Genomic DNA, 17,443 nt, shown 5'->3' with positions numbered 1-17,443 from the left:
CGCCAGGACGGTTGCGCCCCAGTGGCCCCGTTGATGCTTCCCCCTCCCACCCCAACCGGTTCTGGCAAGATGCGCTGTCAGCGTCTGGGAGGGCTGTGTCGTTCGCAGAGGAGGGGCCTTGTTCGACGGACTGGAGCCGGAGGACCCGCGGCAGGTGGGGCGGTACCGGATCGTGGCGCGGATCGGCGCGGGCGGCATGGGGCAGGTGTATCTGGGGCGTTCGCCCGGTGGTCGTCCGGTCGCGCTGAAGGTGGTACGTCCGGAGCTGGCCCGGGACATGGACTTCCGGCGCCGCTTCGTTCGCGAAGTGACGGCGGCCCGCAGAGTGAACGGGGCTTTCACCGCCGGGGTTGTCGACGCCGAACCCGACGGTTCTCCGGCCTGGCTGGCGACCGTCTACGTATCGGGTGTGCCGCTGGGCGAAGCGGTTGGCCGGCACGGGCCGTGGCGGGCCGAGCACGCGCTGGCGCTCGGCGCCGGTCTGGCGGAGGCACTGGAGGCGATCCACGCCGCCGGCGTCGTGCACCGCGATCTGAAACCCTCCAACGTTCTGCTGGCCCCTGACGGCCCCCGAGTGATCGACTTCGGTATTTCGACGGCGAGCGAGGCCAGCGCACTGACCCATACCGGCATGACGATCGGCACGCCAGGTTTCATGTCCCCGGAACAACTCACCGGGCGGCCCGTCGGGCCCGCCAGCGACGTCTTCGCGCTCGGCGCGGTACTCGCCTACACCGCCGCCGGCATCGGCCCGTTCGGCACCGGCACCCCCCACGCCCTGCACTTCCGCGCCGTGTACGAAGAGCCCGACCTCGACGCTCTTCCGCCGGAACTGCGCCGGATCGTGGCGGCCTGCTTGGCCAAGGAGCCCGATCAGCGGCCGTCGGTGGCCGACCTGCTGCATCGGATGACCGCCCCGGGCGAGGGAGATACGGCCGAAGCGGCGCCCCTGCTCACCGAGCCCGGCTGGATGCCCGACGCGGTCGACCGGTTGGTCCGGAACATGGCCGCCACCCCTCTGCCCCGCAACCCTGCCTCGACGCCCGCGATTGCCGCAGCACCGACCCCGACCGCGCCGGACGTACTCGCCTCACTGCACGGAGCCACGCCCGAACCCCCGCAGATGCCTGCCGTGCCCGCGACACCCGCCGCAACCGACACCCCGCCGGCCACTGCCCCGGCCCTGCACAGCGAGCCCACCCGGACCGCCGACCATGTCGCGCAAAGCCCCGGCGACACGCCTCCGCCCCTCTCCCGGCGCAGTGTCCTGTTCGCCCTGACGGGTACGGCAGCCGCCGCTGGACTCGCCGTCGCGGCCTGGAAGACCGCCGACGGGGGTTCCGGCTCCGCCGGCTCGCCCTCCGCCCTTCAATCATCCGCACGGAAGCCGATCCGTACCACCACTCCACCGGCGGCCCCCCGAAAGCCCGGCCGGCAACTGTGGGCCTTCCAGACCGACGACGAGGTGAAGACGACACCGACCATCGCGAACGGCGTCGTCTACTTCGGCAGCAACGACAACAACGTGTACGCGCTGGACGCTGCCACGGGCAAGAAGCACTGGTCCCTCGACACCGGCAGTGTGGTCTATTCGGCGTCTGTTGTCGTGGGCGATCTGCTCTATGTGGGCACGTACCTCAACGGCCTGTACGCGGTGGACGCCGCAACCGGCAAAAAACGCTGGGTATTTGGCGACGGATCGATATTCGGGTCGCCGGTCGTGGTCGACAACGTCGTCTACTGCGGCAGCAGTGACGAACACTTCTACGCGGTGGACGCGGTGACAGGAAAACAGAGATGGAGCTTTCGCTGCCGCAGGAACGGCGAGGTGTCGGAGTCGCCGGTCGTGGCGAACGGTGTCGTGTACTTCAGCAGTGACGACGATCATCTCTATGCGCTGGACGCCGAGACGGGAAAGCAACGTTGGGCCTTCCCCATCCTCGATGGGGTGAACTCCGCCCCGGTCGTGGCCAACGGCCTGGTTTACGTCTCCAGTAGTCGCTTGTACGCGGTGAATGCCGCGACGGGGAAGCAGCAGTGGTCCCTCGCCGGCGCCAAATACAAGAACATTGTCGGCAACCGTGCTCTCCTGTCGCCGACCGTGGCAGGTGGTGTGGTGTACGTCGGCGACAGCATCGAGTATCTGTTCGCGCTGGACGCCGCGACAGGCAAGAAGCGCTGGGCTTTCGAAACCGAAAGCAGTGTCTTCTCCGCCGCGGCCGTAGCGGACGGGGTGGTCTACGTGTGCAGTGAGGACAGTCATCTGTACGCGGTGGATGCGCGAACCGGGAAGAAGCATTGGGCCTTCCGCACAGGCGCTGGTCTGGAGTGCTCCCCGATGGTGGCGGGCGATGTGGTCTACGTCGGCAGTAAGGACCACGCTCTGTACGCCATCCAGCGATGACACCGGCACCTGTCAGCTCGGTCGGTGGTCGTGGAGCGTGTGGGGTGAACAAGGTTCCCGCGCGGGTGGTCCGTGGCCCGTCGGGGCATGAAGGCAGGGCCTCTTCCGGCGGTGGCGGGAGCACGGGCCGGTCGCGGAATTCCATGACCGGCTGCGTGGGAAGGTTCGTGAGCGCGAGGCCGTGAGGCGCAGCCTTCGGCGGGGATCATCGACGCTCAGTCGGTGCGCCGGACGCCGGCGCCTTTCCCACCGTCTCCGCCTGGCCGCAGACGCCTCGTCGCCCACGAGCGCGCGCCCTTGATCAGCCGGTTTCCGTCAAAGCTGCGTGCGCGGCGGCGAGGATCTCCCCGGACAGTGGGGAGCCCTTGGTGGCCCGGGACAGGACCAGTGCGCCGAACAGGGTGCAGAGGCGGACGATGCCGTCCTGGTCGTCGGTGGCGAGGAAGTCGGCGAAGCCGGCCACTCCCTCGGTGTAGACGCGACGGGCCGCACGTCCCCCGCCCTCGCGCGCGATGTCGGTGGCGAGCGCGGCGACCGGGCAGCCGTCCGCCGGGTCGTCGCGGTGCTCGGCGGAGAGGTAGGTGTCGATCAGCGCCTGCTGGGCGGCGTCGCGTTGCCCGTCGTGCTGCTCGAGCCCAGTGCCGTAGCGCTGGGTGAGTTCGGCGAAGGCGTGGGCGGTGGCCTCGTCGACGAGCGCCTCCTTGGAGGCGAACTGCTTGTAGAACGCGCCGTGGGTCAGACCGGCCGCCTTCATCAGGTCGGCGACGCTGACCTGTGTGCCCTGCTCCCGGAACAGGCGGGATGCGGTGTCCACGACCCGCCTGCGATTCTCCTCCGCCTGTGCCTGCGATACGCGGCCCATGACCACCTCCCGTTTGGATGTCGACTGGCATCTATCATAAACCCATGTTTAGATTGGGTGCATAATCTAATTTGTTGCGGGCTGCCGCCGGCGCCCGCCGGCACCAGGAGCAGGTATGGAACTGAAGAACACGGTCGCGGTCGTCACCGGCGCCAACCGGGGGCTCGGGCGGCACCTGGCCGCCCAGCTCGTCGAGCGCGGCGCGAAGGTGTACGGCGCGGCCCGACGCCCGGAGACGGTCGATGTCCCCGGCGTCATCCCGCTGCGACTGGACGTCACGGACGAGGCGTCGATACAGGAGGCCGCCCGTGTGGCGTCCGACGCGACACTGCTGATCAACAACGCGGGCATCTCCACCGGGGTGACGCTGATCGGAGGCGACGTCGATGAGGTGCGCCGGGAGATGGAGACCAACTTCTTCGGCCCGCTCGTCGCGACCCGCGCGTTCGCCCCCGTCATCGAGGGCAACGGTGGCGGCGCCGTACTCAACGTCCTGTCCGCCCTGTCCTGGTTCCACCCGGCCGGCCTCGGCTCCTACGCGGCCTCCAAGGCCGCCGCCTGGGCGCTGAGCGACGCGACCCGCGAGGAGCTGGCACCGCGCGGCATCACCGTCTCGGCGCTGCACGTCGGCTACATGGACACCGACATGGCCGCCGGCGTACCCGCCGATCAGAAGGTCTCCGCCGCCGACGTCGCGGCCCAGGCCCTGTCCGGCATCGAGACCGGCCTGCCCGAGATCCTCGCCGACGAGACCAGCCGGTACGTCAAGCAGAGCCTTTCTGCGGCACCCCAGCCGAACGCCGGCTGAGCTCACGCCTCCACCCCGGCGCGACCACCTTCCGACCCCTCGCACGAGGGCATCTCATGCGTTACGCGACCTTGGGCCACCGGACCGGACTGCGCGTCTCCGAGTACGCACTCGGCACCGCGAACTTCGGCACCGGCTGGGGAGCGGGCGGCGCGCCGGACGAGGCCCGCTCGTGCCGGTGGCCTGATGGGTGAACGCGGCTGCGGGCTGCGGCGCGCCCGCGCCGTAGCCAGAAGAACAACAGAAACTGTCTCGTACCGGGAGAAGCCCGGGGCGAGTGGAAACCCCGCCCTCTCACGGGCAGGAATCGGAACGGAGACGACGATGAGGGCCTTCATGGTCGAGAGATACGGCGGCCAAGCAGAGATGCGCGCCGCCGAGCTACCCGACCCGCAGGTGGGCGCCGACGACGTTCTGGTCAAGATCCACGCGGCGGGCGTCAACCCGCTGGATCTCAGGATCCGCAACGGGGACTTCAAGGCGTTCATGCCTTACCGTCTCCCGCTCGTCCTGGGCAACGACCTCGCCGGGACGGTCGTCCGGGTCGGCCCGTCCGTCACCCGGTTCGCGGTGGGCGACGAGGTCTACGCCCGGCCCGACAAGGACCGCATCGGCACCTTCGCCGAACTCATCGCCGTCCACCAGAACGACCTGGCACCCAAACCCGCCACCCTCACCATGGCCGAGGCCGCCTCCCTCCCACTGGTCGCACTGACCGCATGGCAGGCCCTGGTCGAGCGGGCCCACGTGCAGCCGGGCCAGAAGGTCCTCGTCCACGCGGGCGCCGGCGGCCTGGGCTCCATCGCCGTCCAGCTGGCCAAGGCGCTGGGCGCGCACGTGGCCACCACCGTGAGCACCACCAAGGTCGACCTGGCCAAGGACCTCGGCGCGGACATCGTCGTCGACTACCGCACGCAGGACTTCGAGGAGCTCCTCGACGGCTACGACGTCGTCCTGGACAGCCTCGGCGGCGAGAACCTCGCCAAGTCCCTGCGCGTGCTCAGGCCCGGCGGCATGGCCATCAGCGTCGCGGGCCCGCCCGACCCGGCCTTCGCCCGCGAACTCGGCGCGAACCCGATCCTCCGCCTGGCCATGACCGCCCTCAGCTTCAGGACCCGGCGCAGCGCCAAGCGCCACGGTGTGACGTACTCGTTCCTTTTCATGAAGGCCAACGGCGACCAACTGCGCGAACTCACCCCTCTCATCGACGCCGGAAAGATCCGCCCCGTCGTCGACCGCGTCTTCCCGTTCGACGAAACCCTCCAGGCGATGGAGTACGTCGAAAAGGGACGGGCAAAGGCCGGCAAGGTCGTCGTCACGATGACGTGAGGGCGGGAACGAGCCGCGGAGCACCCGTCACCGCGGACCACGAGAAGTTCCTGTACAGCTGGCCTGTCGATGGGAGGCTTCATCGCCCAGGTCATCGCGGCCGAGGAACCCGATCTCGTACGCAAGCTCATCCTCGCGGGCGCGGGCCCCGCCGGCGGACCCGGCATCGACAAGGTCACGTCCGTCACTGTCCAAGACATGCTGAGGGCGACCCTGCGGCGCAAGGACCCGAAGCACTACCTCTTCTTCACCCGGACCGAGGGTGGCCGACGGGCGGCGCGCGAGTTCCTGGCGCGGCTGAAGGAGCGCACGGACGACCATCGACCTGGCTGCCCGGCTGCCCCGAGGCGAACTCGTCCCCCTCTACCCCGACGCCGGACACGGCGCGATCTTCCAGAACCACGACCTGTTCGTCCCGCGAGCACTTGAATTCCTCGAACCTCAGCCAGCCGTTGGACGGTCCCTGGCCCCTGCCCCGCACCCAGCGAGACCGGCACCAGGAAGTCCGTCCGCGTAATCGCCACCATGAACAGCGACGGCTTCTCGATACAAAGAAGCTCCGCCATCCTGATGTGGCAGGTCAGCAGGGTGGCGTGACCTCGTTCCGGGGTACTCGTGCTCGTCGTGGGCGGCGGCAGCCTGTGTTGCAGGTCGTCCGGCGCGGTGGTTTTGCCGATGAGTTGACCGTTCTCGAACGGTCTACCCAAGACACAACCGTTCCCGACAGGAGTGCCATGTCCACCATCCAGCCCGTGATCCTGACTGCCGACCAGGACGTTCTACTCGGCTTCTATACGAAGTTGTTCGGCGCCGTGGAGATCTTCCGGGTACCGGAGGAAGGCCCGGCCTTCTACCGCGGCCTGCGCATCGGCGACACCGACCTCGGGCTGGTGACCAAGGCGGACCCGGGGGCCGGGGCGGCGCCGCGGATCCTGCTCAGCATCGGTGTCGACGACGTCGACGAGACGCTCGCCCGGGTGGAGGCGCTCGGCGGCTCGGTCGGGGGAGGCCCCAAGGACATGCCGTGGGGACAGCGCGTCGCCCACATCAAGGACCCCGACGGCAACCCGGTGAACCTCACCCAACCGATCCCGGCCCGGTGACGCGGTTCCCGGGGGCATGTGCCGATCGTGGGCTACCTGCGGCATGGATCAATCGCCAGTAGTGGCCTCGCAGCAGATGCGCTTGCCGACCCGCGCCGCCCTCTGACCGCCGAAGGAGCCCGTTGGGCAACACCCACGGGAAGCGAACACGCTCTCCCCGCCACTGCGGGCCACGACCGCCGACGGGGACCCTGGTGCGGGCCGCGATGGCTTGTTTCTACGTCCCGCGCGCGGTAATGGCAGGAAGTCCTGACCCTGCTCGCACGCACGCTTCTCCCAGGGACGGGTCACTTCCGGCTGATTCCCGAGCAACACCTTCCGACTCGTGTACGTCGGGCCCAAACTCGTAGCTGATCACGAACTTGGCGGTGGCTCTTCGCGGCCATGGTGAGGGGAGTCTCGAGGTGCCGACACGACGTACGGGTGCGATCGTTCTCGGGCTGTTCCTGGCAGGTGTCTGTGGGGCGCTGGCGATCGCCCGCGTGACCGGGTCGGGAGTGGCGTCGGCGGCCGCGGGTCTTCTTCCGACGCTTGCCGGTACCTACCTGGCCTGGGCGGCATTCCGCGCCGACCGCGTCGAAGCCGCCACGGGTAGGGGACTGGAACAGATCGCCGACGAGCTGGCTGTCGCCGTCCGCCGTCAGTGGGAAGCCGAGACACGCGTGCGGCGGCTCAACGATCCCTACCCGTTGGCAGTGTCCTGGAAGCCGGCGGCCGGGGAGCTGGTGGAGGAGTGGCGACACATCACGTCGGCAGCCGCTGCATGGCCCAGCGGGCTGCACAGCGACCCAGGCGCCTGGGCATCGGACCCCCATGCACTTGCGGGCACCGACGGCGCCATCGACAACGTACTGGAAAGCGTCCCTACCGGTCGGTTGGTCGTGCTCGGCGCACCAGGCTCCGGCAAGACCATCCTGCTGGTTCGCCTGGTTCTGTCGCTGCTGGAGCGGCGACCGCTCGGGGGTGCTGTGCCGATCCTCTTTTCCCTCTCCACATGGAATCCGTCCGAGCAGGACTTGGAGAGTTGGATGTGTGAGCAACTCCTCCAGGACTACCCAGCCCTGCGAGCACCGGGCCACGGCTTCCTGGAACGTATGAACTGGGCACAGGCGCTGATCACGCACCGTCTGCTGCTTCCCGTCCTGGACGGGCTCGACGAGATTCCCGCAGCCGTACGCCCGGCGGCGCTCAGCCAGGTCAACGCCGCTCTGTCACCGGGTGGGAGGATCGTCCTGTCCAGCAGGGAACACGAGTTCCGGGAGGCGCTGGCCCCCACCACGTCCGTCCCATCGAAGTTGTCCGGGGTAGCGGGGGTGGCACTTCAGCCGGTAGACCACGAGGTGACGGACGAGTACCTGCTGCGTGATTCGGGCGGTTCGGGCACGGCCGCGGCCGCACGCTGGGCACCCGTGATAAGCCACCTCAGCAATGACGACACCGCCCTCGCCCAGGCTCTCAGCACGCCGCTCATGCTCTTCTTGGCCCGCACCCTCTACAACCCCCGACCCGGCGAACAGACCGGCTCCCTCCCGAACCCTGCCGAACTGTGCGACATGACGCGCTTCCCCACGGTGAGCAGCATCCAGCAGTACCTTTTCGACGCCTTTATTCCGGCGGCCTACCGGCCCCACCCGGATCCCCGGAAGCGTCCCCGCTGGCAGGCCGCGGACGCTCAACGCTGGCTGGCCTTCCTCGGCGCCCATCTGGAATCGCGGCTGCAGGGAACCACCGACTTTGCGTGGTGGCACCTGCGGCACTCCGCCCCGAGGTCTCTCGTCGGCCTTCTGATGGGGGCTACGAGTGGCCTTGTCGGTGCGCTTGTCGCCGGCTTCGGAGCGAACATCGGCATCGGCTTCGGTGCTGGTCTGGGAAGTGGCATTCTCCTGGGATTCCTGGTCGCGCTGCCGGTCCGACGGGTCAGCGGGTCTGGCCGGGGCGCCCTGAGCGGACTGGCCGGTGGCCTGGCCGGAGGGCTCCTGGGCGGTCTGTTGTCAGGGCTGGCGAGCTTTCTGGACATCGGGTTCGCCGTCGGCCCGGCGGGAGGCATCGCGGCCGGACTGGGCGTGGGGCTGGCCGTCGGGCCCGCCAGCGGCCCGAAAGGCGGCCTTGTCGGTGGAACCGTTGGCGGGGCCACAGCTGGTCTCATGTCCGGTATCGGTCCTGGCCTTCCGTCCGGGATCATCAACGGCGTGGGCATCGGCCTGGCGGCCGGGCTCACGGCCTGGCTCACGGGGCGGAGCGAGCCGGCGCAGAGGTTGCACTGGTCGCCTGTCGGCGCGGCCGGGGGTCTCGCGGTGGGGTGCGCGCTCGCCCTGGCGGCTGGACTCGTCGCGGGGCTCGCTGCCGGGGGCATGGTCGGCCTCGTCACCGGAGTCGTCGGCACTCTCATCGCCGGGCTCACCGGAGTTCCTACGGACCTGACTGCGGCGGGAGACCCCAACGCGGTATTGCGTCGCGACGTCCGCACCTTCGCGTTGATCTTCCTCGGCATGGCGCTCGCCGTCGGGACCGTCGTCGATCTGGTGACCGGCCTGGCTGTCACCACCGAACTGCAGCTCGCCACCGATCCGGCCGTACTGCTCACCGCCGGTCTTGCTCCCGGTGCCGCCATGGGCGTCATCTCGGGACTCGCGATCGCCTTCACCCAGGCAGCGGGTGGGACGTTCCGCCTCGCGCACTACTGGTTGGCTCTGCGCGGACGGCTGCCCTGGCGGCTCATGCAATTCCTGGCCGACGCTCATGAACACCGAGGGGTCCTGCGCCAGGTCGGGGCGGTCTACCAGTTCCGCCACGCGGAACTGCAGCGCCGGATGGCCGGGGCCGGCGGGTAACCCCGTACCTGCTCGCGCAGCATGCGACGCGAACAGAGAGGGAGAGCCAGGCCGCCGGGTGAGCGGGAGGCCCGGTGCGATCCCGCGCAGCGCCGACCCGTCCTTCGCTCCTCGGCTCCGCCCGCCCCTCCTCGCTGTGGGACGAGGCCGGCGCGACCGCGTCCGTCGGCTCCGTCGCCGACAGCTATGACAACGCGATGGCAGAGGCCCTCAACGGCTCCCTCGAAGCCGAATCGATCGAGCACCACGGCCCATGGCGCGACGCTGACCAGGTCGAACGCGCAGCCGTTCAGTGTGTCGGCTGGTACAACACCGAACGCCTGCGCTCCGCCCTCGACTACCTCCCACCCGAAGAATTCGAGGCCCAGCACCACCGATCCCAGGCGACAACCAACTCCGCCTGAAACCACAAAAACCGGCCGCTGCAAAACTCAGGGCAGCTCACCTGAGGCGCCTGTCAGTCCGAGGCGCCTCCCAAAAGGTGCGGGTCTGCCGAGAGCGGGATAGGAAAGGTGGGACTGCCGTCACGGAGCCCGGTCCGATCCCTCGACAGACGGCGGGAAGGACGCGTGATGTTCCAGGAGCGCAAGGACCGCCGTCACGCCAATCGTGCGTTCGACCACGGCGAAGGCGTGACCCGCTTTCGGATGCGGCAGAAGATGATCTCCATCGGCGACGATTACTGGATCGACGACGAGGCCGGCGACCATCAGTACAAGGTCAACGGCAAGGCACTGCGGGCACGCCGGACGTACCACATCGAGGACCGCGACGGGCGGCGCGTCGCCACAGTGCAGAGTCGGCCGCTGCGGATCAAGGACTCGATGGCGATCGAGGACGCCGACGGCCGGCGCGTGGCGATCGTCAAGAAGGCCGTCATCGGACCGCTGCGCGACCGGTGGCGGATCAAGCAGGAGGACGGCGAGGACCTGCGCGTGGTCGGCAACATCCTCGACCACGAGTACACGATCGAGCGGGACGGCTACAAAGTGGCCGAGGTGTCGAAGAAGTGGTTCCGCGTCCGGGACACCTACGGCCTCGACGTCGGGCCGGATGCCGACCCTGCCACCGTCCTGGCGGCGGCGGTCGCCATCGACGCGATGGCCCACCCCGGGGACTGATCCGTGGGGTCATAGGCGGCTGAGGAAGTCGGCCTTCTTCGCCTCGAAATCAGCAGGAGTGACGACACCCGCGTCGCGGAGTTCGCCGAGCTGCCGCAGGAGATCCATGATCTCCTGCGAACTCCGGGTGGGGGCCGCCGGAGCCGGTGCGGGCGCCGGGGGCGGGGCTCGCACCGCGGGCGTCCGGGGCGGCGCACCCGACGCGGGAGCGGGTGCCAGGGCCGGTGCGCCCCATGCGGGAGCCGGGGTGGGCGGGTAAGGAGCAGCGTGACTGGGTACGACCGGTGCGCCCCGGTGGTCCGGGACCCGCGGGAGCGCGTTGTTGTCCTTGCGGGCATGAAGGGACATGGCGTGCCCGCACCCTCGGCAGTTGCGCGTGAAGGCCGTGCCCAGTGGGTGCCCTTGCCGGTCAGACCCGGCTCGGCCCCCACTCCAGCAGCCCGCGCCCGGCCATCGCGTCGGTGATTGCCGGCGCGACGGTGCCGGCCAGGTGGTCGTAACACAGCCGCGTATGCCGGCGGGGTGGTGCGGCGCGCTGGGGTGACTCGCGCGAGGACCCGCCGGGGACCGGCGGGATGCGCGCCTGTCCGGAGGTCACGGCGGAGCCCGGCTCACGTCGGCATGCAGCGCGCACCGGAGCACTCGCGCGGACCCATCGGCAGGCTCCGGGAAGCCGGTTTTGCCGAACCTCTTGCCGCGAGGGGGTGATCTCCCTAATCTGAACCTTCAAATTCCCGGAACGTACTTGCAGCAAGCCTCGTTAGGTCAGTTTTTTGAACGATCAAATTATTCAGGTACCCGAAGCCGCCACTTCCGCGGCCTCAGGCGCGGCTCCCGTCGGTGGTCCGATGGCGGGCTACCTCGACTACGCCAGGATCGGCCCGCTCTCCCGCCCGGCCGCCGCCGCGCGCACCGACGCGGCCGCGCTCGCCGGCCGGGTGAACCCTGCAGATCTCGACCAGCTGTTCGCCCTCCACGAGGCCTCCCTGGCCTCGGCGGCATCGCTGCTCGACGCCCGGCCGCACGAAATCGCCCTCGCCCCGTCCACCAGCAACGGCCTGTTCACCGTGGCCGCCGCACTCTCCGGCCCCGGGACCGTCCTGGTACCCCGCGGCGAGTTCCCCGCCAACGTCTACCCCTGGCTCCGCTTCGCCGGGCGCGGCGGCCCCGCCGTCCGGTTCGTCGATTCGGTCGGGGAGCGGCACATCACGCCCGATCTGCTGCGCCGACACCTCACCCCCGATGTCACCGCCCTCACCGTCAGCGCCGTCGACTCGCTCACCGGCCACCTGGCACCGCTCGCCGCCCTCAAGGAGGTCCTCGGACCCGGCCGGCTCCTGATCGTCGATGCCATCCAGGGGCTGGGTGCCGTCCCGCTCGAAGCGGACGCCGCGGACATCCTCGTCAGCGGCGGCCAGAAGTGGATGCGGGCCGGCTGGGGAGCCGCACTGCTGCTGATCCGAGACCGGTGCGGCGAGCGCCTGGTTCCCGGGCTCGGCGGCTGGGCCGGCGTCGCGGAGCCCTTCGCGGCGCGGCATCCGGCGCCGCCGCTGGCCGGGGCCGCAGCCCATCTCGCCACCAACCCGGACTTCCCGGCCGCAGCGGCCCTCGGTGCGGCGATCGACGACCTGGCGGCCCAGGGCGGAGCGGCCGTCGTCGGCGGTCGCATCCGCGCCGTACTCGGCGAACTGCTCGACCGTGCGCGCCTCGCCGGTGCCGAGGTCCTGCTGGACGGGATCGGGCCCCAGGAACGCGGCGGCATCGGTGCCTTCCGGCTGCCCGGCCATGATCCAGCTGCCGTCCACCGTGCCCTCGAAGCGGGCGGAGTCGTCACCACCCGCCGCGACGAGTGGATCCGGCTGTCCCCCCACGCCTCGACGTCCGACGCCGCGGCGGACCTGCTCACCGAGGCCCTCCACACCATCACCCGCCCCACGTCCCACACCACGTCCCACACCACGTCCCACTTCCAGGAGCCCATATGTCCCAGCAACTGAGCCGTCGCCGTCTGCTTCAGCTCGCCACTGCCTCCGCCGCCGGATTCGGCCTGGCCGCCTGTGGCGACAACGGATCGGGCGGCGCCGGAGCCGACGGCGACAGCGGCACGATCACCGTCTGGAGCTGGACCACCGCGGCCAAGGGCCTGCGCAGCGTCGTCCCCTCCTTCGAGCGCGACAACCCCGGAATCAAGGTCGACGTCCAGGACGTCGGCAACCCGGCCATCTGGGACAAGATCACCGTCGGGCTCGCCTCGGGAGGCCAGGGTCTCGCGGACGTCCTCCACATCGGCGTCGACTACCTGCCCGGCTATCTGGACAAGTTCCCCGACGGCATCGCCGATCTGTCGGAGCTCGGCGCCGACCGGCACAAGGACGCCTTCGCCAAGGGTCTGTGGCCGACCGTCATAGGTAAGGACAAGGCAGCCCACGCCCTGCCGTGGGAGGTCAACCCGCTCGGTCTCTTCTATCGACGCGACCATTTCGAGAAGGCCGGTGTCGACCCCGCAGCCATCAGCGACTGGGACGACATGACCGCCGCAGGGTCGAAGATCCTCGACGCCACCGGGGTCCAGCTGCTCGGGATCGACAGGACCGGGGCCACCCAGGACATGGACTTCTTCCAGAACCTGCTGCAACTCCAGGACGCGTTCTACTTCGACCAGGACGGGAAGATCACGCTCGCCTCCCCGGAGGCCGTCAAGGCCCTCACCCTCATCAAGCGGCTCAACGACGCCGGGCTGGTCGCCGACACCGCGGGTCAGGGCACGGAGAAGCGCCTCCTCAGCCAGGGAAAACTCGCCACCTACGCGGAGGCCGCCTGGGCCGTGGAGTACCTGGCCACCACATACCCCGAGCAGAAGGGCAAGTGGCGTGCCATGCAGCCGCCCGCCGCAGTGCCCGGGGGCAAGCGCAACGCCATCGTCAACTCCACCTACCTGGCCGTCGCCGGCTCCAGCACGCGCCGCAAGGCCGCCTGGCGGTTCATCGAGTACGCGCTCACCAAGCCTGCCGAGATCAACCGGATGTTCAGCATCGGCGGTGTCTTCCCCGCCCTCACGGCGGCGTACGACGACCCGAAGTTCAGTGCGCCGGCCCCCTTCTACGGGGGCCAGAAGGTGCTGAAGCCCTTCGTTGAATCGCTCGCCGCCGACGCCCGGGCCACCAACTTCACCGGCGACTACGCCCGCGCCCTCAAGTTCGCCAGCGACGCCCAGACCAAGGTGCTGCTCAAGGGTGCCGACCCGGCCGGCGCCCTAGAAGGCGCCGCCGACCAGCTGGCCCAGCAGACCGGCCGGCAGCGGGCGGCCTGACCACCATGTCCCTCGCCTCGCCCGAACGGGCTCCCGACACCGTTACCGCGGCCGTCCGCGGCCCCCTCAAGCGACCAGGCCGCACCCGCCCGGCCCGCCGCCGGCTGCTGACCCGCGCCTCCGTCCCGTACCTGCTGATCATGCCCGCCGTCCTGGGGTTCGCGATCTTCAAGGCGTACCCCGTCGTCGCCTCGCTCTGGATCAGCCTCACCACCGGCAACGGCACAGGCCGGCACTTCACCGGGCTCGACAACTACCGACGCCTGCTGCACGACCCCCTGTTCTGGACCGCACTGAAGAACACCGCGCTGATCCTGGTCGTCCAGGTGCCGCTGATGCTCGGCCTTGCCCTGCTCGTCGCCCTCGGCCTCAACTCCACCAAGGTCTGGCTGCGCCCGCTGTGGCGGCTCGGCGTCTTCGTGCCCTCGCTGACCGGTCTGGTCGCAGCGGGCGTGATGTTCTCCGTGATCCTCAACCGCGACGCAGGACTGCTGAACTGGGTCCTGTCCTGGTTCGGGATCGACCGGGTCAACTGGCTCGGCAGCCCCTTCTGGGCCCGCGTCGGCGTCGTCCTCGTCATCACCTGGCACTACACCGGCTACAACGCGGTGATCTACCTGGCCGGCCTGCAGGGCGTTCCCCAGGAGCTGTACGAGGCCGCCAAGGTCGACGGCGCGGGACCGATCCGCCGCTTCGTCTCCATCACCCTTCCCCAGCTGCGCCCGATCCTGCTCCTCACCGTGGTGCTCTCCACCATCGGCACCCTCCAGCTCTTCGACGAGCCCTACGTCCTCACCGGCGGCGGCCCCGACAACTCCACCCTGACGGTCACCATGTACCTCTACAACAACGGCTTCAAATACTTCGACTTCGGCTACGCCTCGGCCCTTGCCTACGCGCTGGCGCTGATCGTGGCGGTGCTCGGACTCCTGCAGTTCCGCCTGATGGGGGAGCGCAAGTGAAGCGCCGCAGCCTCGTCCTCACCCTGCTTCTCGCAGGAGCCTTCGGGCTCTGCGTCGGTCCGTTCTACTGGCTCGCCATGGCCGCGACACAGGAGAACAGCGATGTCTTCTCCTGGCCGCCGAAGCTGCTGCCCGGCGGTCACCTCATGGAGAACCTCCAGGGCCTCCAGGATTCCATCGGGCTCACCCGTGTCCTGTTCAACACCGTGCTGGTGGCAGGCGTCCAGACGATCGGCGCGGTCGTCGTCTCGGTCCTCGCGGGGTACGCCTTCGCCAAGTTCGAGTTCCGCGGACGCAATCTGTTCTTCGTCCTGCTGCTCAGCACCCTCGTCCTGCCCGACACGGTGATGCTCATCCCGATCTTCGAGATGATGATGAAACTGGGCCTGATCGACTCCTACCAGTCCGTCATCCTCCCGGGGCTGGTCACCCCGTTCGGCATCTTCCTGATGCGGCAGGCGCTGCGCTCCATGCCCGACGAACTCCTCGACGCGGCCCGTGTCGACGGCGCGGGTGAACTGCGGGTGCTCTGGCGGATCGTCATCCCGGTCAACCGGCCGGTCATCGCGGCGCTCGCCCTGTTCGTCTTCCTCGGCGGCTGGAACCAGTTCGTGTGGCCCCTGATCGCGCTGCGCAGCCCCGACATGTACACGCTGCCGGTGGCCACCGCCACCCTGCAGGGGCTGGCGACCACCAACTACGCGCAGGTCCTGCTCGCGGCGGCCATCGCCGCCATCCCCGTGATGGCCCTCTTCCTCGTCCTGCAACGCCAGTTCATCTCCGGCCTGCTGGCCGGTGCCACCAAGGAGTGACCACTGTGACCCCCGAAGTCCCCACGGTCTCGCAGCAGCCCGTCCAGGTCTGGCGCCCCAACGCGCCGGCAGACGCGACACCCGCCACCGTCGTCCACCGACAACTCGACACCGGGCTGCTCCACGACGCCGGCACCCCGCTCACCGTCCACCTCACCGGTCTGGGATGCGACCGGCTGGACACCGCAGTCACCCGGGCCGGCGGCGGCGTGGCCCTGATAGAGGTCACGGCATCGGACGCGGCCACGGTCCGCGCCGAATGGCGGATCCCCTGCGTCGGGGCCACCGCCTACTGGACGCCGGACACCAACGCCTCCCGCTGGCTGCCGCCGTCCTGGGTCGCCCCGCGGACCGTTTCGCTCGCCCTGGGCGCGCCCGTCGCCAGTCTGGTCGGCGCCGACGACCGCGCACTGTGCACCGCCGCCGCGGGCGAGACCTCCGCACCCGTGCGCGTCGGCGCCGGTGTGGTGGAGGAGAGCGGTGAGTTCGCCTTCACCGTGGAACAGGACCTCACCGCGGACGGGCCGCCGCTGCGGCTGCGGCTCGACCTCAGCGGCCGCCACTTCGCGGCCACGCTGCGGGCCGTCACCGATTGGTGGGCAGAGGGCCTGAAGCACCCCGGCATCGCGCCCGCCGCCCGGATGCCCGCCTACTCGACCTGGTACAGCCTCCACCAGAACGTCGACGCTGCCGTCGTTGAGCGCCAGGCCGAGCTGGCCGCGGCGGTCGGTTGCGAGAGCATCATCGTCGACGACGGCTGGCAGACCACCGACCGTGCCCGCGGCTACGGCCACTGCGGCGACTGGGAGCCCAACCCGGCGGCCTTCCCGGACCTCGCGGCTCATGTGGCCGAGGTCCACCGGCTCGGCGTCGCCTATCTCCTCTGGTACGCCGTGCCGTTCATCGGCCGGCACAACGAGGCCTGGGACCGCTTCAAGGGGATGATCCTTCGCGAGGAGCCCCACCTGGACGCGGCGGTGCTGGACCCCCGCCACCCCGATGTCCGCGCGTACCTGATCGAAAAGATCTCCCGCGCCGTCGAGGAGTGGGGCATGGATGGTCTGAAGCTGGACTTCATCGATCGCTTCGCTGCTGCCGACCCCCCGCCCGCCCCGGCCGGCGCCGACCGCACCGACGTCCACGAGGGCGTGCGCCAGCTCCTCGCCGACCTCGGTACCCGCCTGCGCCGCACCCGGCCGGACGTGATCGTCGAGCACCGCCAGCCGTACGTCAGCCCGGGGCTCTGGCCGAACGCCACCATGATCCGTGCCACCGACTGTCCCCTCAGCCCCGCCGAGAACCGCCAGCGCACCGTCGACTGCCGGCTCACCGCGGGCCCGCTCGCCGTCCACGCCGACATGATCACGTGGCACCCCGCCGAGACCCCCGAGTCCGTCGCGGTCCACCTGGTCAACGCCCTGTTCTCGGTGCCGCAGATCTCCGTGGACCTCGACGCCCAGAGCCCTGGCCAGCTCGCCGCCCTGCGCTTCTGGCTCGGTGTCTTCCGCCGGTACGCCGATGTCCTCCAGCTCGGCGACCTGGAACCCGCACGACCGGAACTCGGCTATCCGCTGGTCCGCGCAGGCGACCACCGGACCATGGTGGTCGCCCGCTACGCGCCGCTGCCCGTCGCGCTTCCGGACCGGCGCGCGGCCGGCGGCCCGCAGACCGTGCTCGTCGCCAACGCGGACGGGGACCCGGTCGTGCTCCTGACCGCTGCCCGACCGGAACAGGCCCTCGCCCGCGTCCAGGACTGCCGGGGTGAGATCCTGTCCGAGACCGTGCTCGACCTCGTTGCCGGGGCGAACGCGGTGACCGTGCCGACCGGTGGCCTGCTCACCCTGACCCGAGAGCACTGACGACCGGGGGCTGGGGGGCGGCCACCCGCCGCCCCAGCCCAC

Annotated in this window: 17 protein-coding genes; 14 read left to right on the top strand and 3 right to left on the bottom strand. The window is 69.9% G+C overall.

Annotated elements, in window-relative coordinates; genetic code table 11:
* The first annotated feature begins 118 nt into the window (after positions 1 to 118).
* The gene (locus tag OG912_RS03090; protein WP_327708045.1) at positions 119 to 2,404 is read left to right on the top strand and encodes an outer membrane protein assembly factor BamB family protein; all 2,286 of its coding nucleotides are present in this window, start codon (positions 119 to 121) and stop codon (positions 2,402 to 2,404) included.
* A gap of 301 nt (positions 2,405 to 2,705) precedes the next feature.
* Here OG912_RS03090 and OG912_RS03085 read toward each other — a convergent pair whose 3' ends face one another.
* On the bottom strand, positions 2,706 to 3,266 hold the full coding sequence (locus OG912_RS03085) for a TetR/AcrR family transcriptional regulator (protein WP_327708044.1): 561 nt from the start codon (positions 3,264 to 3,266) through the stop codon (positions 2,706 to 2,708).
* A gap of 115 nt (positions 3,267 to 3,381) precedes the next feature.
* Between OG912_RS03085 and OG912_RS03080 the strand changes: the two genes are divergently transcribed.
* The 8 genes from OG912_RS03080 (at position 3,382) to OG912_RS03045 (ending at position 10,458) form a co-directional block, all read left to right on the top strand.
* Complete coding sequence (locus tag OG912_RS03080) at positions 3,382 to 4,074, top strand: SDR family oxidoreductase (protein ID WP_327708043.1); 693 nt, start codon at positions 3,382 to 3,384, stop codon at positions 4,072 to 4,074.
* Positions 4,075 to 4,130: 56 nt separating this feature from the next.
* Entirely contained in the window at positions 4,131 to 4,268 is a 138-nt protein-coding gene (locus OG912_RS03075) for a hypothetical protein (RefSeq protein ID WP_443060939.1), read from the top strand.
* A gap of 130 nt (positions 4,269 to 4,398) precedes the next feature.
* Positions 4,399 to 5,403: an NADP-dependent oxidoreductase gene (locus OG912_RS03070; RefSeq protein WP_327708042.1), complete on the top strand. Its 1,005-nt coding sequence runs from the start codon at positions 4,399 to 4,401 to the stop codon at positions 5,401 to 5,403.
* Between the two features lie 69 nt (positions 5,404 to 5,472).
* Entirely contained in the window at positions 5,473 to 5,832 is a 360-nt protein-coding gene (locus OG912_RS03065) for a hypothetical protein (protein WP_327708041.1), read from the top strand.
* Positions 5,833 to 6,137: 305 nt separating this feature from the next.
* The gene (locus OG912_RS03060; RefSeq protein WP_327708040.1) at positions 6,138 to 6,506 is read left to right on the top strand and encodes a VOC family protein; all 369 of its coding nucleotides are present in this window, start codon (positions 6,138 to 6,140) and stop codon (positions 6,504 to 6,506) included.
* Positions 6,507 to 6,910: 404 nt separating this feature from the next.
* Positions 6,911 to 9,337 (top strand): NACHT domain-containing protein, encoded by a 2,427-nt coding sequence (locus OG912_RS03055; protein WP_327708039.1) that lies wholly within the window; start codon positions 6,911 to 6,913, stop codon positions 9,335 to 9,337.
* A 74-nt stretch (positions 9,338 to 9,411) separates the two neighbouring features.
* The gene (locus OG912_RS03050) at positions 9,412 to 9,741 is read left to right on the top strand and encodes an integrase core domain-containing protein (RefSeq protein ID WP_327708038.1); all 330 of its coding nucleotides are present in this window, start codon (positions 9,412 to 9,414) and stop codon (positions 9,739 to 9,741) included.
* A gap of 168 nt (positions 9,742 to 9,909) precedes the next feature.
* Positions 9,910 to 10,458 (top strand): LURP-one-related/scramblase family protein, encoded by a 549-nt coding sequence (locus tag OG912_RS03045; protein ID WP_326739812.1) that lies wholly within the window; start codon positions 9,910 to 9,912, stop codon positions 10,456 to 10,458.
* A gap of 9 nt (positions 10,459 to 10,467) precedes the next feature.
* On the opposite strand, the gene OG912_RS03040 is transcribed toward OG912_RS03045, so the two are convergent.
* Both OG912_RS03040 and OG912_RS03035 read right to left on the bottom strand, forming a co-directional pair.
* Complete coding sequence (locus OG912_RS03040) at positions 10,468 to 10,806, bottom strand: SHOCT domain-containing protein (RefSeq protein WP_327708037.1); 339 nt, start codon at positions 10,804 to 10,806, stop codon at positions 10,468 to 10,470.
* 61 nt (positions 10,807 to 10,867) lie between these two features.
* Complete coding sequence (locus tag OG912_RS03035) at positions 10,868 to 11,056, bottom strand: hypothetical protein (protein WP_327708036.1); 189 nt, start codon at positions 11,054 to 11,056, stop codon at positions 10,868 to 10,870.
* A 250-nt stretch (positions 11,057 to 11,306) separates the two neighbouring features.
* Here OG912_RS03035 and OG912_RS03030 point away from each other — a divergent pair, with 250 nt between their 5' ends.
* The 5 genes from OG912_RS03030 to OG912_RS03010 are packed head-to-tail and all read left to right on the top strand — an operon-like array spanning position 11,307 to position 17,401.
* The gene (locus tag OG912_RS03030; protein WP_327708035.1) at positions 11,307 to 12,455 is read left to right on the top strand and encodes an aminotransferase class V-fold PLP-dependent enzyme; all 1,149 of its coding nucleotides are present in this window, start codon (positions 11,307 to 11,309) and stop codon (positions 12,453 to 12,455) included.
* On the top strand, positions 12,440 to 13,768 hold the full coding sequence (locus OG912_RS03025) for an ABC transporter substrate-binding protein (RefSeq protein ID WP_327708034.1): 1,329 nt from the start codon (positions 12,440 to 12,442) through the stop codon (positions 13,766 to 13,768). The genes OG912_RS03030 and OG912_RS03025 overlap by 16 nt, the downstream gene beginning before the upstream one ends.
* A gap of 5 nt (positions 13,769 to 13,773) precedes the next feature.
* Positions 13,774 to 14,730: a carbohydrate ABC transporter permease gene (locus OG912_RS03020; protein WP_327708033.1), complete on the top strand. Its 957-nt coding sequence runs from the start codon at positions 13,774 to 13,776 to the stop codon at positions 14,728 to 14,730.
* Entirely contained in the window at positions 14,727 to 15,542 is an 816-nt protein-coding gene (locus OG912_RS03015; protein WP_327708032.1) for a carbohydrate ABC transporter permease, read from the top strand. Before OG912_RS03020 ends, OG912_RS03015 begins: the two co-directional genes overlap by 4 nt.
* A 5-nt stretch (positions 15,543 to 15,547) precedes the next feature.
* Positions 15,548 to 17,401 (top strand): glycoside hydrolase family 36 protein, encoded by a 1,854-nt coding sequence (locus tag OG912_RS03010; protein WP_327708031.1) that lies wholly within the window; start codon positions 15,548 to 15,550, stop codon positions 17,399 to 17,401.
* Positions 17,402 to 17,443 lie beyond the last annotated feature (42 nt).

Origin of the sequence: Streptomyces sp. NBC_00464 (assembly GCF_036013915.1) — a bacterium.
Taxonomy (GTDB): Bacteria; Actinomycetota; Actinomycetes; order Streptomycetales; family Streptomycetaceae; genus Streptomyces.
The sequence above is the reverse complement of the archived record's forward strand: the minus strand, read 5'-3'. Positions and strand labels throughout refer to the sequence as shown.